We start from the raw sequence: 18,402 nt of genomic DNA on the forward strand, positions 1-18,402 counted from the left end.
TTGCATATTGGCACGCTAGGATTTCGAGTGTCGATTTCGTCCTCGAGGAGATGACATGCCGGTCCCCAAGTCCACCGTGGAGAGTTCTCCCCGGAAGCTCCTGCGCGACGTCGTCTACGACAAGATGCTCGCGGCCCTGCGCGACGGCACGCTGCAGCACGGCGAGCGCCTGAACGACGACGAGCTGGTCCAGTGGCTGGGTGTGAGTCGCACCCCGATCCGCGAGGCCATCGCGAAGCTCGTCGACATCGGCCTGGTCGAGATGGAGGCGAACCGGTACACCCGCGTCGCCACCCCGACCTTCGAGGACTGGGTCATCGCGACCCGCGCCACCGCCGGGTTCTTCGAGCTCAGCCTGCGCTGGGGCGTCCCCGAGTACAGCGACGAGGACGTCGAAGCCCTCACCGTGCTGCTCGACAAGGCCGACCGCATGCGCAAGGTGCGGGACTACGGCTTCAGCGGCGCCCTCACCGAGATCATCGAGTTCGCCGTCGAGCACTCCGGGAACCCCCTGGTGCAGAACGCGGCCGTCGGCGCCATGGAGCGGGTCCGCTTCACGCTCAACCCCACGCCGGCGTTCGAGCAGTACGGGTCCGAGGCGTTCTTCTCGATCCTGCACGAAGCCCTCTCCGAGCGCGACGGCGAAGGCGCTGCCGAGGCCGGACGAGCCCTCACCCGCAACTTCGAACAGCACATCGAGGCGGTCCGCGCCGACCGCGGCTGATCCCCGTGGTCGACGGCGAGTGGGGTGACGCCGACCCGTGGGCGGTGTCGAACGACGACGCGTACGAGGCGCTGCTCGCCCATGTCCGCGCCGGGCCCCGCGGACCCGTCGCCGTCGACCTCGACGCGCTGCGCTGGGCATGGGCCGTCCCGCGCGGCCACGTGCGGGGTGCGGCCGCACGTCTGGAGGACCTGGGGCTACTGACCCGACGTCCGGACGACACGTGGCTGTACGAGGAACTGTCCGACGCCGACCTGTCGGATGCGCTCGACGACTGGATCGCGCTGATCGGCCCGGCGCTCCGGACCACGATCCCGACGCTCACCGCCGAGCAGCGCGGCGAGTACGAGCGCTTGGTCGCACGTGCCGCGCTGACCGCGGCCCTGCGGCTGCCGGAGCGCCCCACGGCTTTCTCCGCCACCTGCCAGTTCTGGTTCGACCACTGCCCGAACGCCCTGGTCCGCGACCTCGGCCATCGGGCGTTCGAGCGGTTGCGCTGGGCCCGCGTGCCGACCCGGGCTTGGTCGGTCCACGACGTCGACGCCTGGTTCACCACGTCCACCCGGGCGCTGGACACCGGCGACCCGGCCGACGCCGCCGCGGCAGCCGAGGTGCTGGACGATCTGTTCGACGTCCACCGCCGGAACATCGGGGTCCCCCGGACGAGTCGACCGGCCGACGACGCCTCCGAACGGCGCGCGGGTTCCGTGCACCGCGCGCTCCTCCGCGACGTGCGTTCGGGTTCGCTGCCAGCGGGGTCGACGCACTCGCTCGAGGGCCTGGCGGTCCGGACGGGAGCCCCGCCCCAGGCGGTGCTCGAAGCGGTCCGGTGGCTGCACGACCTCGGCCTGGTCGAGGGTGGCGGCGGTGGGTACCGTGTCGTCGAGCCGTCGCTCACCACCTGGCGCGACACGATGGAGCTGATCAGCGGGGTGTTCGCCCACGCGACCGTCCGCGTCTTGCCCGGCCTCGACGGTCCGGCGCTCGACGAGTTCCACCGGCTGGTGGAACGCGCCCGCGCCGACGGCCAGGTCCGCGACCACCGCTACACCGAGAGCGCCTTCGCCGTCACCCGGTTCCTGTCCGAGCAGTCCGGCAACCGCTGGACGCGTGCGGCGCTACGCCTCGTGATGTCCAGGCTCGCGTACGCACTGCCCGAGGCTCCAGCGTTCCGGCAGTGGGACGCGGAGGCACTCTGGCTCTCGCTCGACGCCACCGCCGGCAGCGGTGCCGTCGGGACCGCTCGGCTCGCAGCTCGCTTGTTCGTCGACGTCGCACGGGCGCACGTGGACGACGTCACGGCGCGGTGGGGCACGATGGGGTCATGACCGACGCGCACGACGACGTCCTGATCCACGCCACCGGGGTCCGCGTCACGCGCTCCGGCCGCGACCTGCTGCACGACGTCGACCTGACCGTCCGGCGCGGGGAGCACTGGGCGCTGCTCGGACCGAACGGTGCCGGCAAGTCCACGCTGCTCGCCGTCCTCGGCGCGACCGGGCATCCCACCGCCGGTACGGTCGAGCTCCTCGGTCGCCGCCTCGGACGCGTCGACGTCCGGGAACTCCGGGAGCACATCGGCCACGTCGACCCCCGACACCGGATGCTCTCGCCGCTCACGGTGCTCGAGACGGTGCTCACCGGGCTGACCGGCACGACGGACCTCATGATGCGGTGGGAACCCTCGGCCGAGCAGGTCGCGCTCGCCGAGCAGCACATCGCCGACGTCGGACTCACCGCGCGACGGGACGCCCACTGGCCGGTGCTGTCGCAGGGTGAGCGGGGACGCGCCCTCATTGCCCGTGCCCTGATGTCCGAACCCCAGCTGCTGCTGCTCGACGAGCCGGCGACCGGTCTCGACGTCGCCGCACGGGAGCACCTGCTCGAGACCGTCGACACGCTGCGGCACCGGCACCCCGAGCTGGGCAGCGTCATGGTGACCCACCACCTGGAGGACCTGCCGGCCTCGACGTCGCACGCGATGCTGCTCCGCGACGGCGCCGTCGTTGCCCAGGGCACCTCGGACGAGGTCATCACGTCGTCGGCGGTGTCGCACGCGTTCGACTTCCCGCTCGCGATCCTGCGGTCGGAAGGGCGCTGGGCGGCACGCCGATCCGCCTGACGCGTGCTTGAATGGCCGTTCAGTGTCCGCGGCCCGTGTCGGGGAGGGACCCCGGCACCGCACCACGGTGTCACGCCGCGGACCGTCACCAGGGGGAACCATGACGAACACGCCGCCGCCCTACCCGGGGTCGGAACCGCAGCCGAACACGGGCCAGCCGAACGGCCAGCAGTACCCGCAGCAGCCCGCCGGCCAGCCCCAGCAGCAGCCCGCCGGCCAGCCGTACGCGCAGCAGCAGCAGCAGCAGCAGCCGCCCGCCGGCCAGCCCTCCGCGCAGCAGCAGCCGCCCGTCGGCCAGCCGTACCAGCAGCAGCAGCCCGCCGGCCAGCCCTACCAGGCCCCGGCCGGAGCCGCTCCCTACGCACCCCCGCCCAAGTCGTCCTCCCGCGGCAAGCGCGTCCTGATCTCGGTGCTCGGCGTCGTCGTGGCCGTGGTGGTGGCGTTCCTCGTCCGTCAGGGCCTCAACGCGGCCTTCAGTGACTCCACGGAAGAGAAGGTCTCGAAGGCCGTCGAGCAGATCCGCGAGCAGAGCGACCTGCCCAAGCAGGTCGACTCCGTCACGACGTGGACCGGGATCGAGGCCGAGGGCGCCGCGATCCACTACGACTACACGGTGTCGTCGAACGTGGACCCGGCCTCGATCACCGAGGGGGCCATCCGCGACGCCGTCGGGCCGAACCTCTGCTCGAACAGCGAGACGAAGAAGCTGCTCGACGAGGACGTCGACATGCGGTACACCTACAAGTTCGAGGGCTCGTCGAAGACCGTCGACACGACCTTCACGAAGGCCGACTGCTCCTGAGCCCCGACGCCCGTCACGCGGTCGCGGCGGCAGCAGCCTCCGCGCCCGTCACGCGGTCGCGGCGGCAGCAGCCTTCGCGGCCGCGGGCAGGGCGTCGAGGATCCGTCCGACCGCGCGGTCGTCGTGTGCGGCCGTGACGAACCACGCCTCGAAGACGCTCGGCGGCAGGGTCACCCCGGCGTCGAGCATCGCGTGGAAGAACGGCGCGTAGCGGAACACGTCCTGCGCCCGCACGTCGTCGTAGTTCCGCGGTGCCTGCTCGGTCAACGCGAACGAGAACAGGTTGCCGGCGCGCTGCACGGTGTGGGCGACGCCCTCGGCCGACAGGGCGTCCGACGTGGCCGCGGAGATGACCGCAGCCGTGCGGTTCAGCGACTCGTACACGGACGGCGTCGCGGCCCGCAGCGTGGCGATGCCGGCGGCGACGGCCAACGGGTTCCCCGACAGGGTTCCCGCCTGGTACACCGGCCCGAGCGGGGCGAGGAAGTCCATGACCTCGCGCCGACCGCCGAGTGCGGCGAGGGGCATGCCACCGCCGATGACCTTGCCGAACGTGATGAGGTCGGGCTTCCACCCGGCGCCGTCCGGCACGACCTTCGACGCCTCGAGGCCCCACCAGCCGGCCGCACCGACGCGGAACCCGGTCAGGACCTCGTCGACGATGAGCAGGGCCCCGTGCGACCGGGTGATCTGCGCCAGGGCACGGTTGAAGCCGCGCTCGGGTGCCAGGACGCCCATGTTCGCGGCGGCGGACTCGACGATGACGGCGGCGATGCGCTCGGAGTGCTCGTCGAAGGCCCGGCGGACGGCGTCGAGGTCGTTGTACGGCAGCACGAGGGTCTGCGCGGCGGTCTCGGCGGTGATGCCCGCACTGCCCGGCATGGCCAGGGTCGCGACGCCGGAGCCGGCCTCGGCCAGCAGGGAGTCCGAGTGCCCGTGGTAGTGCCCGGCGAACTTCACGAGCAGGTCGCGACCGGTGTAGCCGCGGGCCAGCCGGATCGCGGTCATCGTGGCCTCGGTGCCGGTCGACACCATGCGGAGCTTCTCGATGGGGCCGTCGCCGTCCACCGACACCCGCTGCTTGACGAGTTCGGCCAGCTCGGTCTCACCCGGGGTCGACGCCCCGAACGACAGTCCGCGCGCGGCGGCCTGCTGCACCGCCTCGACCGTGCCGGGGTGGGCGTGCCCGAGGATCGCGGGACCCCACGACGCGACGAGGTCGACGTACTCGCGCCCCTCGGCGTCGGTGACGTAGGCGCCCTTCGCGGACACCAGGAACCGCGGGGTACCGCCGACCGATCCGTAGGCGCGGACCGGGGAGTTCACACCACCCGGGATCGCGTTCTTGGCACGGCCGAACAGCTGGTCGTTCGTGGTCATTCGGGGGCCTTCCCGGTCGAGGCGATGCCGGCGACGTCCGCGGTGCTGCCCGAGGTGCGGAGGCCCGCTTCCTCGTTGAGCTTCCGCGCGATATCGACGGCGAAGTAGGTCAGGATCGCGTCGGCACCGGCGCGCTTGATGCCGACGAGCGACTCCATCGCGGCGGCGTCGCGGTCGATCCACCCGTTCTGCGCTGCTGCGGTGATCATCGCGTACTCGCCGGAGATCTGGTACGCCCAGACCGGGACCGGCGAGGTCGCAGCGGTCTCGGCGAGCACGTCGAGGTAGCTCATCGCGGGCTTCACCATCACGATGTCGGCGCCCTCGTCGACGTCGAGCTCGACCTCTCGGAGCCCCTGTCGACCGTTCGCGGCGTCGATCTGGTACGTGCGGCGGTCGCCGACGAGCGACGACGACACGGCCTCGCGGAAGGGCCCGTAGAACGCCGAGGCGTACTTGGCGGCGTAGGCGAGCAGCGCGGTGCCGCTGTGCCCGGCGCCGTCGAGGGCGTCACGTGCGGCGGCGATCTGGCCGTCCATCATGCCGCTCATGCAGACGAGCTCGGCCCCGGCTTCGGCCTGCGCGACCGCCATGTCGCGGTAGCGCAGCAGGGTGGCGTCGTTGTCGACGGAGCCGTCGGCTGCCAGCACACCGCAGTGTCCGTGGTCGGTGAACTCGTCGAGGCACAGGTCGGACTGCACCACGAGGGCATCACCGACCTCTTCCTTGGCCACCCGGATGGCCACGTTGAGGATGCCGTCCGGGTCGGTCGCGCCGGAGCCCTCGGCGTCCTTCGTGGTCGGGACGCCGAACAGGTTCACGCCACCCACACCGACCGACGCGGCCTCGACCAGCGCGCGGCGGAACGAGTCGAGGGAGTGCTGCTGCACCCCCGGCATGCTCGAGATGTCCACGGCGTCGGTCGCGCCTTCGCGGATGAACATCGGCAGCACGAGCTCGGCGGGGTGGAGCCGGGTCTCGGCCACGAGTCGTCGCATCGCGGGGGTGGCGCGCAGCCGACGGGGGCGGACCTGGGGGAAGCGTCCAGTCACGGGTGACCTTCCTGGTGGGGGGTGGTTGGGTTCAGTGCCTCGACGACGGCGTCGAGCAGGGCTTCTGCGGACCGGGTGCGTCCGACGGCGTGCACGGGCAGTCCGGCCGCACGGGCGTCGGTCGCGGTCCCGGGGCCGATGCAGGCCACGATGGTGCGGGGGTCGAGCGGGGTCATCCGGCGGGCGATCTCGCGGGCGACGCTGCCGCTCGTCACGAGCACCGCAGCGGGCGCCGTCTCGAGGGTGATCGGCTCGTCGCCGGTCCCCACGGTACGGTACGCGACCACGTCGTCCACGTCGATGCCGCGGGCACGGAGGCCGTCGACGAGCGTGGGTGCCGCGATCTCGGAGCGGGGGAACAGCACGGTGCCGTCGGTGTCCGGCAACTCCTGCACCAGGCCGGCTGCGGACGTCTCGTCCGGCACCAGGTCGACGGCCCAGCCCGCAGCGCGCGCGGCACGGGCGGTCGGCTCGCCGACCGCAGCGACGCGCACCCCGGCCGGGAGGCCCGTTACGCGTTCCGACAGGACCGTCACGGCCGTCGCACTGGTCACCACCACCCATGCATAACCAGCCACAGGGGTTCGGTCGCCGACCGCAGCGGGCGATCCGCTCCTCCCGACCGCACCGGTGGCGACCAGGCGCCGGACCGCAGCGTCGAGCGCGGAGGGGTCGTACGGCGGAGCGTCCGTGATGAGGGGGACGACGACGGGCGCGAGCCCTCGGGCCCGCGCCGCTTCGGCGACCCGGTCCCCCCACGCACCGCCACGCGGGACGAGGACGACCGGGGGTCGCGCCTCGTCCGTCGCTGTGGTGGAGGGTTCCGTGGTGACCGCCTACTCGGCCGGCGTCGCGAGGCCGGGACCCGCGGTGTACGGCCCGTCCGTGGTGTCCTCGGCGACCGTGGTCGCCAGGTCGGCGAGGTCGGCAGCGCCGTTCTCGAGCAGCTCGGTCGCCACGCGGCCGCCGACTGCGAGCGCCTCGTCGAGACGCTCCTGCGCCGACCCGTCGAGCACGGCCGCGTGCGACGCGGTGCGGTACTCGGTGCCGTCGGGGCGGTAGACGGTCGCGGACACGAGCAGCAGTTCGGCGTCCACGACGGCCGTCGCACCGATCGGGGCGGAGCAGCCGGCCTCGAGCTTGGCGAGGACCTCGCGCTCGGCCGTCACCGTCAGGCGGGTGGGGGCGTGCTCGATCTTGCGGAGTGCGGCGAGCAGCCCACGGTCGGTCTCGTCCGAGCGGATCTCCACCGCGAGCGCGCCCTGTCCGGGAGCACTCGGCCAGAAGCCGAGGTCGAGCAGTTCCGTGGCGGCCGACAGGCGGTCGATGCGCCCGAGGCCGGCGGCGGCGAGCACCACGGCGTCGAGGTCGTCCTCCACCCGGCCGAGGCGGGTGTCGATGTTGCCGCGGATGTCGACCACGTCGAGGTCGGGGCGCTGCGCACGGAGCTGCGCGGCACGACGGGGCGAACCCGTGCCGACCTTCGCGCCCTCGGGCAGGGTGTCGACGGTGGCGCCGTTCCGGGCGACGAGGACGTCACGGGCGTCCGCACGCTTCGGCACGGCACCGATCGTCAGGCCCGGGTACGGCGCGGTCGGCAGGTCCTTGAGCGAGTGCACGAGCACGTCGACCTCGCCCGCGACGAGCGCTTCACGCAGGGCGCTGGCGAAGACACCGGTGCCGCCGAGCGACGCCAGGGAGGCACGGTTCGTGTCGCCCTCGCTCGTGACGGTGACGAGTTCGACGGGCCGACCGGCCGCCTTCGCCAGGCGGTCGGCGACGTCCTGCGACTGCGCGACGGCGAGCCGGCTGGCACGGGTGCCGAGCCGGATCGGGGTCGGGCCGTCGGGCCCGGTGGCGCTGGGGTCGTTCACGGTCGTGTCGGTCACGGAGCGACGCCCGCGGCGGCGGGCTTGAACCCCGCTCGCACGTTCTCGCAGCATCCCGGACGGCACACGTCGTACCAGGGGCCGATGTCGGTCATGTGCGGGCGCTCGGCCTTGGGCGTGCCGTTGACCCGCTCGAGCACCAGGTCGACGAGACCGGACACGTAGGCCGGGTCGATGCCGGGGGTCTGCGTGCGGAGCGACCAGAAGCCGAGCTCACCGGCGGTCTCGGTGGCTTCCTCGTCGAGGTCCCACATGACCTCCATGTGGTCGCTGACGAAGCCGAGCGGGACGATCAGCACGGCACGCGTCGGGCCGCCCTTGAGGTCCTCGTTCATGTAGTCGTTGATGTCGGGCTCGAGCCACGGCTGCGTCGGGGGGCCGGAGCGCGACTGGTAGACGAGCTTCCAGGCGGGCTTCGACGTGCCCTGCAGGTGGGCGTGCTCGGGCTGCTCGAGGAGCTCGGCCCAGGCCTGGTCGAGGACGACCTCGCCGACGGCCAGGTGCTGCGCCTCGTACGCGCCGTGCTCGTCGAACCCGCGGTAGTCGGGGCCCGAGCGGGCGGCGTCGGTCGAGGGGATGGAGTGCGTCGAGAAGAGCACCTGCAGCTCGGTCGCGACGTCGAGGCCCTCGTTCTCGGCGATCGCGCGGGCCATGCCGTCACGGACGCCGTCGATGAACGGGCGGACGAAGCCCGGGTGGTCGAAGAACTGGCGGATCTTGTCGATCTGGATGGTGTCGATCAGACCGGTCTCGTTGAGCACGCGGGCGTAGTCCTCACGGTACTGCCGGCAGCTCGAGAACGACGAGTACGCGCTCGTGGCGATGGCGACGAGCTTCGTGTAGCCCTTGTCCGCCGCCTCGGTGAAGGCTTCTTCGAGGTAGGGCTCCCAGTTGCGGTTGCCCCAGAGGACCGGCATGTCGATGCCGCGCGACGCCAGCTCGGCCTCGAGCGCGGCCTTGAGCGCACGGTTCTGCGCGTTGATCGGGCTCACGCCGCCGAAGTGGCGGTAGTGGTGCGCCACTTCTTCGAGACGCTCGTCCGGGATCCCGCGGCCGCGGGTGACGTTGCGCAGGAAGGGGATGACGTCGTCCTGGCCCTCGGGGCCACCGAAACCGGCGAGCAGGATCGCGTCGTAGGCGGTCGGGGTCTCGACGTGCTCGGGACCGGACGCCGCCGCGGGGGTGGCGGCGAGGACCTGGCCGTTCGTGATCATGCTGGTGTCGGTCATGACAGCACCTCCGGGAGTTCGGCGGTCGTCACGCGACGACCCGTGAAGAAGGGGACCTCTTCGCGCACGTGCATGCGCGCTTCGGTGTAACGGAGATCGCGCATCAGGTCGACCAGGTCGACGAGGTCCGGGCTCTCGAGCGGCAGGATCCACTCGTAGTCGCTCAGGGCGAAGGTCGCGATGGTGTTCGTGAGCACGCGGCGGTACTTCGCGCCGGCGATGCCGTGGTCGCGGAGCATCTTCGAGCGCTCCTCTTCCGGCAGCAGGTACCACTCGTAGGAGCGGACGAACGGGTACACCGTGATCCACGCCTCGGGGTCCTTGCCGCGCAGGAACGCGGGGGTGTGCCGCTTGTTGAACTCGGCCTCGCGGTGCATGGCCATCACGTGCCAGACCGGCTCGGCGTCCTGGAACAGGCCGGTGCGACGGATCTCGCGCAGCACGGCCTGGATGGCCTGCGCGTCGTCGCCGTGCAACCAGACCATGACGTCAGCGTCGGCGCGGAAGGCCGAGACGTCGTAGAAGCCACGGATCGTGACCCCGCGCTCGGCGGCGCTGGCGATCACGGTGTCGAGTTCGGCCACGGCGTCGTCGCCGACGCGGTGGACCGGACCGAGGGGCCGGCGGAACACTGCCCAGAGGGCGTAGGCCGTCAGCAGGTTCGGGTCGATCCCGGAGTCCGGGTGACCGGTCTCGGCGGGTTCCGTGTGGGGGTGGTCGTGCGCGGGCACGGGCCCGGTGTTCGTGGGCGCGTCGGAGCTCATGGATCCATTGTCCTATCGGTTGCCAGGGTGTTGGCCGCCCCGCATCCGGTGGACCGCGCTCGGGCGGTCTACCGCCGTCGGAGCACCATCACGACGATACCCCCGACCACCGCCACGCCGGCTGCGAGACCGGCCAGGTAGGGCACCGGCTTCTCGTCGAGACCGCGCTTGAACTTCGACGCCGCGATCCCGATCTGCTTCGGGACGTTGAGCTTGTCCTCGATCGCGTCGAGGGTGTCGAACAGCTGGGCGCGGGTCGCGGCGACGCGAGCAGCGAGATCGTCGTGCGGGTCGGTCACGGTTCCTCCGTCGGTGGTGCGGCTGTCGGGGCTGTCGGCGCTCAGGAGCGGCCGTCGACGTCCGGCTTGCGGCTGCCGTACTGCGTCGGCGGGGTCGGCTTCTTGCCGAGGCCCTTCACCGCGTTGATGTCGTCCTTGACGCTGGCGATCGTGCGCTTCGGCGTGATCGGCAGGCCCTTCTTCAGGCGCTTCCAGCCGACCAGGCCGAGGATCGCGGCGATGATCAGCATCACCACGGCCACCACCAGTGCGGCCAGCCATGCCGGCATCACGGTCGCGAGGCCCATCACGGCTGCGGTCAGCAGGACGCCGACCGCGTAGAGCACGACGACGAGCGCACCGACCAGCAGACCGGCTGCGAGGCCGAAGATCTTCGCCTTCGCGAGCATCTCGGCCTTGAGCAGGTCGATCTCGCCCTTGACCAGGCCCTTGACGAGCTTCGGGACGTCGCCGACCAGGCCGAACAGCGAACGCGACTTGCGATCGCGGGTGTCGGTCATGAGGTGGTGGTGTCCTTCTTCTGGCCGACCTTGCGGACGGCCTTCTTGGTCGTCTCACCGATGAACTCGGCGACGTCCGGGGTCTTGTCGGCGATGAAGTCCTCGGCGACGTGCACGCCCTTCTGGACGCCGTTGCTGTTCCAGACCTTGCCGCTGACGGTCTTGATCTGCTCGTACCGCGCCCGTCCGGCTCGCGATCCCAGGACGTACCCGAGTGCGGCGCCGGCGACGAACAGGAGCTTTCCGCGCATGTGCGATTCCTCCGTGCATTGGTTGTGCGGTGGTCATGCACCGAACGGAATACGTCCGGCGGTCTGACCAACAGTAGCCCTCGGGGGCTGCGCGGTCCGCTCAGGAACCGAGGATCTCGTCGGCTGCCTTCCGAGCGGCGGCGATGATCCCCGCCAGGCCCCGTCCGGTCGATGCCTCACCGATGCCGACGACGCCCTCGGCCAATCCGGCCGCGGTGAGGTCCGGTCCGTACCAGCCGACGCGTGCGGCGCCGCTGACGCGGTCGGCCGTGATCGGCACACCGAGCAGCGTGGACGCGTCCTGCAGGGCACGGCTGCCGACGGGGTCGGTCGGGTCGACCGGGAGGCTCGTGGCCACGCCCGCAGGGTCCGTCGCGGTGGTCGCGTAGCTGAGCCGCAGGACGTGGCGTCCGTCCGCCACGTCGGCCAGCCACGGCCACTTCACCGTCGCGTGCGTGAGGGCCTTCGCCGACACCGCCTGGGCGTCCGGGTGCACGAGCATCCCGGTGCCGCGCGGGGCGGCGTCGAGCTCCGGCTGGTCGACGACGAGCGTGACGAGCTGGATGCCCGTCCGGTCGGGGGCTGCCGTGCGCTCCGGGTCGGCGACGGAGGACAGGGTGTGCTGGGCCGGTAGCCGTTCGGTCGTGCCGTCGGCGCTGACGATCTCGACCGCGTGCGCCTCGATGCGGGTCGCACGGGCGTGCAGCCGGACGTCCACCCCGTAGGTCTCCATGTCGGCGACGAGCTCGTCCACCAGGCGCACCGTTCCACCGCGGATCCCCTGCACCGGGGTTCCGGCGGCCGCGCGTGCCCGCAGCGACAGGACGGCCCGGGCGAGTGAGCCCTCGCGGAGCAGTGCGGCGCGCAGGCCCGGAGCCACCCGGTCAGGGTCGAGCTGGTCGGGGTGCGTGGAGTGGACGCCACCGGCGATCGGCACCACGAGGTCGTCGAGCACCCGCTCCCCCATGCGTCGACGGACGAGTTCGCCGAGCGACGAGGCCTTGGCGCCCACCGGTGCCGGCAGCAGCGAGTCCATCTGGGCGCGCAGCCCGCCCTTCTGCCCGACCACGGCCAGCACGTCGGCGGCCATCGGGGTGCTCGGGATGCCGAGGAGCCCGGTCGCCGGGATCGGGGAGGTTCGGCCGTCGCGGGTCATCAGCCAGGCGCCGCGCGGGTCGGGGGCGACGACGTCGTTGCCGAGTCCGAGCTCGATCGCCAGGCGGCCGACGGCGTCCGTTCGGGTGGCGAAGGAGTCCGCCGCCATGTCCAGGTCGATCCCGCCGACGGTGTGCCGACGGATCATGCCCCCGAGTTCGCCCCAGGACTCGACGAGCACCACGTGCGCACCGCCCTTGGCGAGGTCACGGGCGGTGACGAGCCCGGCGACCCCGCCGCCGACCACGACGACGTCGGTCACGCGTCGGCTCCGTCCTGCGCTGCGCCGTCGTCCGCGCGACCGTCGCCGAGCGAGTGGACCAGTTCGACCACCCGGGTCAGGACGGCCGGGTCGGTCTCGGGCGGGACCCCGTGGCCGAGGTTCACGACGTGGGCCCGTGCGGCACCGCCCCGACGGACGACGTCGCGGACGTGCGCTTCGAGGACATCCCACGGCGCCGAGAGCATCGCCGGGTCGATGTTGCCCTGCACGCTGACGCCGGTGCCGACGCGCTGCACCGCCTGGTCGAGCGGCAGGCGCCAGTCGACCCCGACCGCGTCGACGCCGACGGTGTCGGTGCCGAAGGTCGTCATGTCGGCAAGTACCTCGCCGCTGCCGACGCCGAAGTGGATCCGAGGCACCCCGAGCTCGGCGACGTGCGACATCGCCCGGGCGGAGTGCGGGGCGACGGACCGGACGTAGTCGGCGCGGGACAGCGACCCGACCCACGAGTCGAAGAGCTGCGCGGCCGAGGCCCCGGCGAGCACCTGTGCCCGGAGGAACATCCCGGACACCTCGGCGGCCCAGGCGAGCAGCCGCGACCAGGTCTCGGGGTCGGCGTGCATGAGCGTGCGGGCGCGGATGTGGTCCTTGGACGGGCCACCCTCGACCAGGTAGGCGGCGAGGGTGAACGGCGCCCCCGCGAAGCCGATCAGCGGGGTGTCGCCGAGCTGCTCGACCGTGCGTCGGACGGCCTGCTCGATCGGGGCGAGGGCCGCGGGGTCGAGCTGCTCGAGGGCGTCGACGTCGGCGGGGGTGCGGATCGGCGACGAGAGCACCGGCCCGCGACCGGGGACGATCTCGACGTCCACTCCGGCGAGCTTGATCGGCACGACGATGTCGCTGAAGAAGATGCCCGCGTCGACCCCGTGCCGGCGGACCGGCTGCAGGGTGATCTCCGACGCCATCTCCGGGTCGAGGCACGCGTCGAGCATGGCTGTGCCGATCCGAAGCTCCCGGTACTCCGGAAGGGACCGTCCGGCCTGCCGCATGAACCACACCGGGAGCGTCTCCGGACGGTCACCCCGCAGGGCCCGTACCAGGCGGGAACCACTCGTCCGCCCTGATGCCAGGGGGTGGGAGTCGGGGAGGGATGTGGTCGTCGCTTCGGTCACCGGATGATTCTCCCATCGAGCGCGTTACCATTGACTACGTGCTCATCTGTCTCACGGCGTCGCATCGCAACGCCAGCTTCGATCTCCTGGAGCGACTGAGCATCGGTGCACCCGCGGCAGCCAGCCGACTCGTCACGGATGCCGGCGTCCTGGACGGTGCCGTGGTGCTCGCCACCTGCAACCGCTTCGAGGCGTACCTCGACATCGCGGGCGACGAGAGCGACTCCGCCGTCTCCGCCACCGTGCAGGCCGTGGCCGCCGCGAGCGACCTGGACGCCACCGAGGTCCTGGACTCCGTCAACGTGCTGGACGGCAAGGACGTCGTGCAGCACCTGTTCGCCGTGTCGAGCGGACTCGAGTCCGTCGTCGTCGGCGAGACCGAGATCTCCGGGCAGGTCCGTCGCTCGCTCGAGGACGCCCGGTCGAACGGCACCACCACCTCGGACCTCGAGCGCCTGTTCCAAGAAGCCGCGCACACCTCACGCGGCGTCAAGACCCGCACCCGCATCGGCGCCGCCGGCCGGTCGCTCGTGCGCCTCGGCCTCGAACTCGCCTCGTCGCGGGTCACCGACTGGGCCCGCACCCGCGTGCTGCTCGTCGGCACCGGCAGCTACGCGGCCACCACCATCGCCGCACTGCGAGACCGCGGCGCCACGAACATCCAGGTGTTCTCGCCCTCGGGCCGGGCACCCTGGTTCGCCGCCAAGCACGACCTCGTCGCCGCCCGCGACCTGCGCCAGGCCATCGGCGAGAGCGACGTCCTGATCACCTGCACCTCGAGCGAGGTCCCGGTCGTCGCACCGGCAGACCTCGACGACGGGGTCCGCCGCATCGTCATCGACCTCGGGCTCCCCCGCAACGTCGACCCCGCGGCCGCCGGCGTCGACGGCGTCGAACTGCTCGACCTCGAGACGATCAGCATCCACGCCCCGATCTCCGAGCTGAACGCCGAGTCCGAGGCCCGCGCGATGGTCGACGACGCCGTGTCCCGGTTCCGCGCGCAGGCGATGGAGCAGTCGACGACCCCGGCGCTCGTGGCGTTCCGCAAGCACGTGTTCGACATCCTCGACGACGAGATCGAGCGGGCCAAGCGCCGCGCGGACGCCGACGGCGAGTCCGTGGAGCACACCGAGCGGGCGCTCCGGCACCTGGTCGGCGTCCTGCTGCACCGTCCCTCGGTCCGCGCCCGTGAGCTCGGTCGCGCCGGTCGCGGCGAGGAGTTCGTCGGGGCGATCGACTCCCTGTACGGCGTCCGCCCCGCGGCCGAGCCGGAGCTGCCGTCGCCCGTCGTCCCGCTGGCCGACCGCACGGCACTGGACCCGACCACCTCGGATCGCGACGACCAGGCGGACGCGAGCTGAGCCTCCAGGCCGCTCCGCAACCACCCACGCTGCGCGTGAGTGCGCTGCTGCTGGTGCGTGACCGACGCGTCCTGATGGTGCGCGCCCGGGCGCGCGACGTGCTCTACCTGCCCGGCGGCAAGGCGGAGCCGCACGAGACCGACGTCGAGGCCGCGGTGCGCGAGGCGTACGAGGAGACCGGCCTGCGGCTCACCGCCGACGACGTCGACCCGTTCGGCGTCGTGCTCGAGCCCGCCCACGGGCAGGCTCCGGGGACCATGGTCGCGATGACGCTGTTCCTGGTCCGGCCGGGAGGCCCGCTGGACTCCGCCACGCCCGTCGCCTCGGCCGAGGTGGACGAGGTCGAGTGGGTCACCTCCGCCGACGCGGACCGCTGCCCGCCTGCGGGCGTGGAGACGCTCCGCCGCCTGGTGGCGGCGGAGCTCATCGACTGACCATCAGGCGCAGAGCGACAACGCAGAGGAGCCCATGCTCAAGGATGAGTACTCATCCTTGAGCATGGGCTCGCTTCCGCTCGGGTTCGTCAGACCTTGTCGGTGTCGGTGTACTCGCCGACCTCGCCGTTCTGGGCCGGCTCGGCCTCGCCGGGGATGTCCGAGTCGACGTACTCGCCGTCGGGTCCGGCTCCGGTCGGACGCGTCTCACCGGGGATGTCGCTCGAGACGAACTCGCCGACGGGCTCCGTCGACTCGACGTGCTCCTCGCCCGGGATCTCGCTGTCCGTGAAGGCTCCGGCGCGGGGTTCGACCCCGTCCGCGCGACCTTCGTCGCCTCGTGCCTGTTCGTGCTTGCCCGTCATGTCCGACCTCCGCTGCTCGGGTTGCTTGCCTCGGAGTGTGCCCGTGGTCCCTGGACGCCGACCGAGCCGGATGCGGCGTTCGGTGGTTGCCTGTGCAACATGCAACGCAGCAGCCGATCGAAGTTCCTGCTCGTCGTGACCGGGCTCGTCGCCGTCGGGACCCTGGCGGGGTGCGCCTCGGACGGGCAGCCCGCCGCCACCGAGACCGTTACCGCGCCCGCGCCGTCGCCGTCCGCGTCGGCGTCCACGCCGCAGTCGTCCGCGGAGTCCGCCTCGGCGGCACCGTCCGCCGGGTCCGGCTCGTCCGCCGGATCCGGTACCACCGGCGAGGCGTCCGGCGAGCGGTGCGCGGTGTCGTCGCTGGCCGGACGCATCGAGGCCGGCAGCGGTGGTGCCGCCGGCAGCGTCATCGTGCACCTGGTGCTCGAGAACACCGGGTCGACGAGCTGCACCGTGCAGGGGTGGCCCGGCGTCTCGTTCGTCGGGGGCGGCACCGGCAAGCAGATCGGAGCGGCGGCCGTCGCGGAGAAGAGTTCACCGCACCCGACTTTGACGCTGGCGCCCGGCAAGACCGCCGTCGCACCGCTCAAGATCGTCCGAGCCGAGAACTACTCGGCGGGCGACTGCTCGCCCAAGACCCCGGACGGCTTCCGCGTGTACCCGCCCGGGTCGAAGCAGTCCCTGTTCGTGAAGGACACGGACTACCAGGCGTGTGCGTCGGCCGATGCGTCGGTGCTGTCCGTGCAGGCGTTCGTGCCGGAGGGGCAGGCGACGTCGTAGGAGTCGGGCACGATGGGCACCGTGACCACCACGATCAGCGACGAACGACCGGGCACCGATGAGCTGGTGGCGCTGTACGACGCCGTCGGGTGGACCGCGTACACGCAGGACCCCGCAGCCCTGACCGCGGCGATCGCCGGCTCCCACACCGTGCTGACGGCCCGCGACGACGACGGGTACCTGCTCGGTCTGGTCCGCACGGTCTCCGACGGGGTGACGATCGTGTACGTGCAGGACGTCCTGGTCCTGCCGTCCGCGCACCGGTCCGGCATCGGTGGTGCACTGCTCGACGCCGTCCTGCAGCGGTACGCCGGCGTTCGCCAGACGGTCCTGCTCACCGACGACGAGCCGGGGCAACGAGCGTTCTACGAGTCACGTGGCTTCGTGGAGGCCCACGACGTCGAACCACAGCCGCTGCGCTCCTTCGTGCTCCTGCGCTGAGCACGGATGGGTCTCGCGACCGATTCCACGCGCCAGCAGGGCGTTCCTAGACTCGGACGCATGGGGGCTCGCGCACGGACACGTTCAGCGGCAGCCCTCGCGACCGCGCTCGGTGTCGTGCTCACCCTCGCCGCGTGCACGTCGCCACCACCGCCGGCCGGGGTCGGAACCGGCGCTCGCGAAGCTCATCACCCGGGTCGAGCGGTTGCCCGGGGTCGACACGGCCGAGGGCGAGATCCGTCAGGTCGACGCGAAGGACGACCCGCAGAACTGGATCACCTCGCTCGAGGTTCAGGCCGACACGACGGACCTCGCCGTCGCCGAACGGATCCGGCACACGGCAGCGCGGGGTGTCACCGGCACGACGCTGTCGGTGACCGTGGACGTGCCCCGCGGCCGGGCGTCGGCGCCGGTCGCAGTCGACCCGATGGACCCCGACGTCGTCGACCTGGCCGCACGGCTGCGCGCGGAGCCCTTCGTGCACCGGCTGTGGGCGACCCCGGTCACGTTCCACGATCTGGCTCGTGCCGGGCGTCAGCTTCACCGACGCCGTCGCGCAGGCCCGTCCGATCGTCGGTGACCACCCGGCCTCCCTGATCCGTGGTGACGTTTCGGTGGGGATCACGGCGACGCACCCCGGGCGAGCACTCCTGCGCACGATCGACGGGTTCGACCGCGACGGTGACAAAGACTTCGAGGGCCTGTACTACTCACCGGGCACGACCTACGCCGACGCTGCGCAGGCCTCGGCCGACGCGGCGCAGGCTGCCACCGACACGGCTGCCGAGGCCGAACGCCCGTACCTGTCGATCGACGGCGAACGACTCGGCGCCGTCGCCGACGTCCTCGTCCGGACGACGGACGAAGCCGCCGATGCACACCGCGCTCCGCGTACCGCGTTCTCCGTCGGCCTCGACGGGACAAGTGGCTGGAAGGGACTCCCCCTCGACGCGAAGAAGCCTCTGGACGCCACCGCCCCGGGCACCCCGACGTCCGGACCGTCGCCGACCCCGTGGGTGGCCGCCGACGTCAGCGACCGGGCCGCGACGCTCCGGGCGTTCCTCGAGCGCCCCGCCGACGCTGCCGGGGTCCCGGCGACCGTGACCACGGGCACCGAACAGTGCGCGCCGCCCGGATCGACCTGGTCACCCGATGCGACCGGCACCCGCGCTACGGCGTCCAGCATCGTGCCCGTGTTCCAGATCGTCGACGACGCGCAGGGGCCGTTCGACGCCGTGACCGCGCTGTGGACGTCAGAGGGCCTCGAGGTCAGCGGCCGGGCGATGGGGCGGGACTACTGGTCGTCGTCAACGGATGCGGATCCTGCCACGGCGAGCATCCGGGGCACGGTCGACTGCCTGAGCCTGAGCGCGGAGTCGGTCTGCGTCCCGCGGCCCTGACACGCCGACACCGCGTTCCGGCACCCGCCCGTAGCGCCCGCGGGTCCCCGAGTCTCGGC

General features: G+C 72.2%; 22 protein-coding genes. 10 read left to right on the top strand and 12 right to left on the bottom strand.

Translation table 11 applies throughout. From position 1 onward, the window contains the following. Window positions 1-55: 55 nt before the first annotated feature. The 4 genes from HQQ79_RS03255 to HQQ79_RS18370 all read left to right on the top strand — a co-directional run bounded on the left by HQQ79_RS03255 (window position 56) and on the right by HQQ79_RS18370 (window position 3,648). A complete protein-coding gene (locus HQQ79_RS03255) occupies window positions 56-724 on the top strand; it encodes a GntR family transcriptional regulator (protein WP_138802280.1) in 669 nt (222 codons plus the stop codon). 5 nt (window positions 725-729) lie between these two features. Continuing rightward, window positions 730-2,052, top strand: coding sequence for a hypothetical protein (locus HQQ79_RS03260; RefSeq protein ID WP_173032480.1), 1,323 nt, complete (start codon window positions 730-732; stop codon window positions 2,050-2,052). After that, a complete protein-coding gene (locus HQQ79_RS03265; protein ID WP_173032481.1) occupies window positions 2,049-2,846 on the top strand; it encodes an ABC transporter ATP-binding protein in 798 nt (265 codons plus the stop codon). The genes HQQ79_RS03260 and HQQ79_RS03265 overlap by 4 nt, the downstream gene beginning before the upstream one ends. Window positions 2,847-2,946: 100 nt before the next feature. Next, window positions 2,947-3,648, top strand: a complete 702-nt coding sequence (locus HQQ79_RS18370; protein ID WP_216852156.1) for a hypothetical protein — start codon at window positions 2,947-2,949, stop codon at window positions 3,646-3,648. Between the two features lie 48 nt (window positions 3,649-3,696). On the opposite strand, the gene hemL is transcribed toward HQQ79_RS18370, so the two are convergent. The 11 genes from hemL to hemE all read right to left on the bottom strand — a co-directional run bounded on the left by hemL (window position 3,697) and on the right by hemE (window position 13,562). Continuing rightward, a complete protein-coding gene (gene hemL, locus HQQ79_RS03275; RefSeq protein WP_173032482.1) occupies window positions 3,697-5,028 on the bottom strand; it encodes a glutamate-1-semialdehyde 2,1-aminomutase in 1,332 nt (443 codons plus the stop codon). Beyond that, window positions 5,025-6,080 carry a porphobilinogen synthase gene (gene hemB / locus HQQ79_RS03280; RefSeq protein ID WP_367948047.1) on the bottom strand — a complete coding sequence of 352 codons (1,056 nt, stop codon included), beginning with the start codon at window positions 6,078-6,080 and terminating at the stop codon, window positions 5,025-5,027. The genes hemL and hemB overlap by 4 nt, the downstream gene beginning before the upstream one ends. Further along, the gene (locus HQQ79_RS03285) at window positions 6,077-6,658 is read right to left on the bottom strand and encodes a uroporphyrinogen-III synthase (RefSeq protein ID WP_367948048.1); all 582 of its coding nucleotides are present in this window, start codon (window positions 6,656-6,658) and stop codon (window positions 6,077-6,079) included. Before HQQ79_RS03285 ends, hemB begins: the two co-directional genes overlap by 4 nt. A 258-nt stretch (window positions 6,659-6,916) precedes the next feature. Next, entirely contained in the window at window positions 6,917-7,969 is a 1,053-nt protein-coding gene (gene hemC, locus HQQ79_RS03290) for a hydroxymethylbilane synthase (RefSeq protein WP_367948049.1), read from the bottom strand. Then, the gene (locus HQQ79_RS03295; protein ID WP_027467028.1) at window positions 7,966-9,198 is read right to left on the bottom strand and encodes a ferrochelatase; all 1,233 of its coding nucleotides are present in this window, start codon (window positions 9,196-9,198) and stop codon (window positions 7,966-7,968) included. Before HQQ79_RS03295 ends, hemC begins: the two co-directional genes overlap by 4 nt. Continuing rightward, window positions 9,195-9,962 (bottom strand): hydrogen peroxide-dependent heme synthase, encoded by a 768-nt coding sequence (gene hemQ / locus HQQ79_RS03300; protein WP_228513031.1) that lies wholly within the window; start codon window positions 9,960-9,962, stop codon window positions 9,195-9,197. The genes HQQ79_RS03295 and hemQ overlap by 4 nt, the downstream gene beginning before the upstream one ends. Before the next feature lie 68 nt (window positions 9,963-10,030). Continuing rightward, the gene (locus HQQ79_RS03305) at window positions 10,031-10,261 is read right to left on the bottom strand and encodes a DUF3618 domain-containing protein (protein ID WP_027467026.1); all 231 of its coding nucleotides are present in this window, start codon (window positions 10,259-10,261) and stop codon (window positions 10,031-10,033) included. Window positions 10,262-10,302: 41 nt separating this feature from the next. Beyond that, on the bottom strand, window positions 10,303-10,761 hold the full coding sequence (locus HQQ79_RS03310) for a phage holin family protein (RefSeq protein ID WP_173032483.1): 459 nt from the start codon (window positions 10,759-10,761) through the stop codon (window positions 10,303-10,305). Beyond that, entirely contained in the window at window positions 10,758-11,012 is a 255-nt protein-coding gene (locus tag HQQ79_RS03315) for a hypothetical protein (protein ID WP_017887727.1), read from the bottom strand. The genes HQQ79_RS03310 and HQQ79_RS03315 overlap by 4 nt, the downstream gene beginning before the upstream one ends. A gap of 100 nt (window positions 11,013-11,112) precedes the next feature. Beyond that, the gene (locus HQQ79_RS03320; RefSeq protein WP_367948050.1) at window positions 11,113-12,429 is read right to left on the bottom strand and encodes an NAD(P)/FAD-dependent oxidoreductase; all 1,317 of its coding nucleotides are present in this window, start codon (window positions 12,427-12,429) and stop codon (window positions 11,113-11,115) included. Beyond that, a complete protein-coding gene (hemE, locus tag HQQ79_RS03325; protein WP_173032484.1) occupies window positions 12,426-13,562 on the bottom strand; it encodes a uroporphyrinogen decarboxylase in 1,137 nt (378 codons plus the stop codon). The genes HQQ79_RS03320 and hemE overlap by 4 nt, the downstream gene beginning before the upstream one ends. A 38-nt stretch (window positions 13,563-13,600) precedes the next feature. On the opposite strand from hemE, the gene HQQ79_RS03330 reads away from it, so the two are divergent. Beyond that, window positions 13,601-14,923, top strand: coding sequence for a glutamyl-tRNA reductase (locus HQQ79_RS03330; protein ID WP_173032485.1), 1,323 nt, complete (start codon window positions 13,601-13,603; stop codon window positions 14,921-14,923). 35 nt (window positions 14,924-14,958) lie between these two features. Beyond that, entirely contained in the window at window positions 14,959-15,357 is a 399-nt protein-coding gene (locus HQQ79_RS03335) for an NUDIX domain-containing protein (protein WP_083404464.1), read from the top strand. A gap of 89 nt (window positions 15,358-15,446) precedes the next feature. Here HQQ79_RS03335 and HQQ79_RS03340 read toward each other — a convergent pair whose 3' ends face one another. After that, the gene (locus tag HQQ79_RS03340) at window positions 15,447-15,722 is read right to left on the bottom strand and encodes a hypothetical protein (RefSeq protein ID WP_027467022.1); all 276 of its coding nucleotides are present in this window, start codon (window positions 15,720-15,722) and stop codon (window positions 15,447-15,449) included. 99 nt (window positions 15,723-15,821) lie between these two features. Here HQQ79_RS03340 and HQQ79_RS03345 point away from each other — a divergent pair, with 99 nt between their 5' ends. The 4 genes from HQQ79_RS03345 to HQQ79_RS03360 all read left to right on the top strand — a co-directional run bounded on the left by HQQ79_RS03345 (window position 15,822) and on the right by HQQ79_RS03360 (window position 18,343). Continuing rightward, window positions 15,822-16,502 (top strand): DUF4232 domain-containing protein, encoded by a 681-nt coding sequence (locus HQQ79_RS03345; RefSeq protein WP_173032486.1) that lies wholly within the window; start codon window positions 15,822-15,824, stop codon window positions 16,500-16,502. Between the two features lie 12 nt (window positions 16,503-16,514). Then, complete coding sequence (locus tag HQQ79_RS03350) at window positions 16,515-16,943, top strand: GNAT family N-acetyltransferase (protein WP_173032487.1); 429 nt, start codon at window positions 16,515-16,517, stop codon at window positions 16,941-16,943. A 112-nt stretch (window positions 16,944-17,055) separates the two neighbouring features. Continuing rightward, on the top strand, window positions 17,056-17,523 hold the full coding sequence (locus tag HQQ79_RS03355) for a hypothetical protein (RefSeq protein ID WP_216852158.1): 468 nt from the start codon (window positions 17,056-17,058) through the stop codon (window positions 17,521-17,523). Further along, window positions 17,468-18,343, top strand: coding sequence for a hypothetical protein (locus tag HQQ79_RS03360; RefSeq protein WP_173032489.1), 876 nt, complete (start codon window positions 17,468-17,470; stop codon window positions 18,341-18,343). Before HQQ79_RS03355 ends, HQQ79_RS03360 begins: the two co-directional genes overlap by 56 nt. Window positions 18,344-18,402 lie beyond the last annotated feature (59 nt).

It is taken from the genome of Curtobacterium sp. VKM Ac-2852, assembly GCF_013205045.1.
In the GTDB taxonomy this organism is placed as follows: Bacteria; Actinomycetota; Actinomycetes; order Actinomycetales; family Microbacteriaceae; genus Curtobacterium; species Curtobacterium flaccumfaciens.

What these genes read in the sequence shown, in the direction of transcription:
- HQQ79_RS03255 (WP_138802280.1), top strand. Translation starts at nt 56, where the DNA reads ATGCCGGTCCCCAAGTCCACCGTGGAGAGTTCTCCCCGGAAGCTCCTG.
- HQQ79_RS03265 (WP_173032481.1), top strand. Translation starts at nt 2,049, where the DNA reads ATGACCGACGCGCACGACGACGTCCTGATCCACGCCACCGGGGTCCGC.
- HQQ79_RS18370 (WP_216852156.1), top strand. Translation starts at nt 2,947, where the DNA reads ATGACGAACACGCCGCCGCCCTACCCGGGGTCGGAACCGCAGCCGAAC.
- hemL (WP_173032482.1), bottom strand. Translation starts at nt 5,028, where the DNA reads ATGACCACGAACGACCAGCTGTTCGGCCGTGCCAAGAACGCGATCCCG.
- HQQ79_RS03295 (WP_027467028.1), bottom strand. Translation starts at nt 9,198, where the DNA reads ATGACCGACACCAGCATGATCACGAACGGCCAGGTCCTCGCCGCCACC.
- hemQ (WP_228513031.1), bottom strand. Translation starts at nt 9,962, where the DNA reads ATGAGCTCCGACGCGCCCACGAACACCGGGCCCGTGCCCGCGCACGAC.
- HQQ79_RS03310 (WP_173032483.1), bottom strand. Translation starts at nt 10,761, where the DNA reads ATGACCGACACCCGCGATCGCAAGTCGCGTTCGCTGTTCGGCCTGGTC.
- HQQ79_RS03315 (WP_017887727.1), bottom strand. Translation starts at nt 11,012, where the DNA reads ATGCGCGGAAAGCTCCTGTTCGTCGCCGGCGCCGCACTCGGGTACGTC.
- HQQ79_RS03340 (WP_027467022.1), bottom strand. Translation starts at nt 15,722, where the DNA reads ATGACGGGCAAGCACGAACAGGCACGAGGCGACGAAGGTCGCGCGGAC.
- HQQ79_RS03345 (WP_173032486.1), top strand. Translation starts at nt 15,822, where the DNA reads ATGCAACGCAGCAGCCGATCGAAGTTCCTGCTCGTCGTGACCGGGCTC.
- HQQ79_RS03350 (WP_173032487.1), top strand. Translation starts at nt 16,515, where the DNA reads ATGGGCACCGTGACCACCACGATCAGCGACGAACGACCGGGCACCGAT.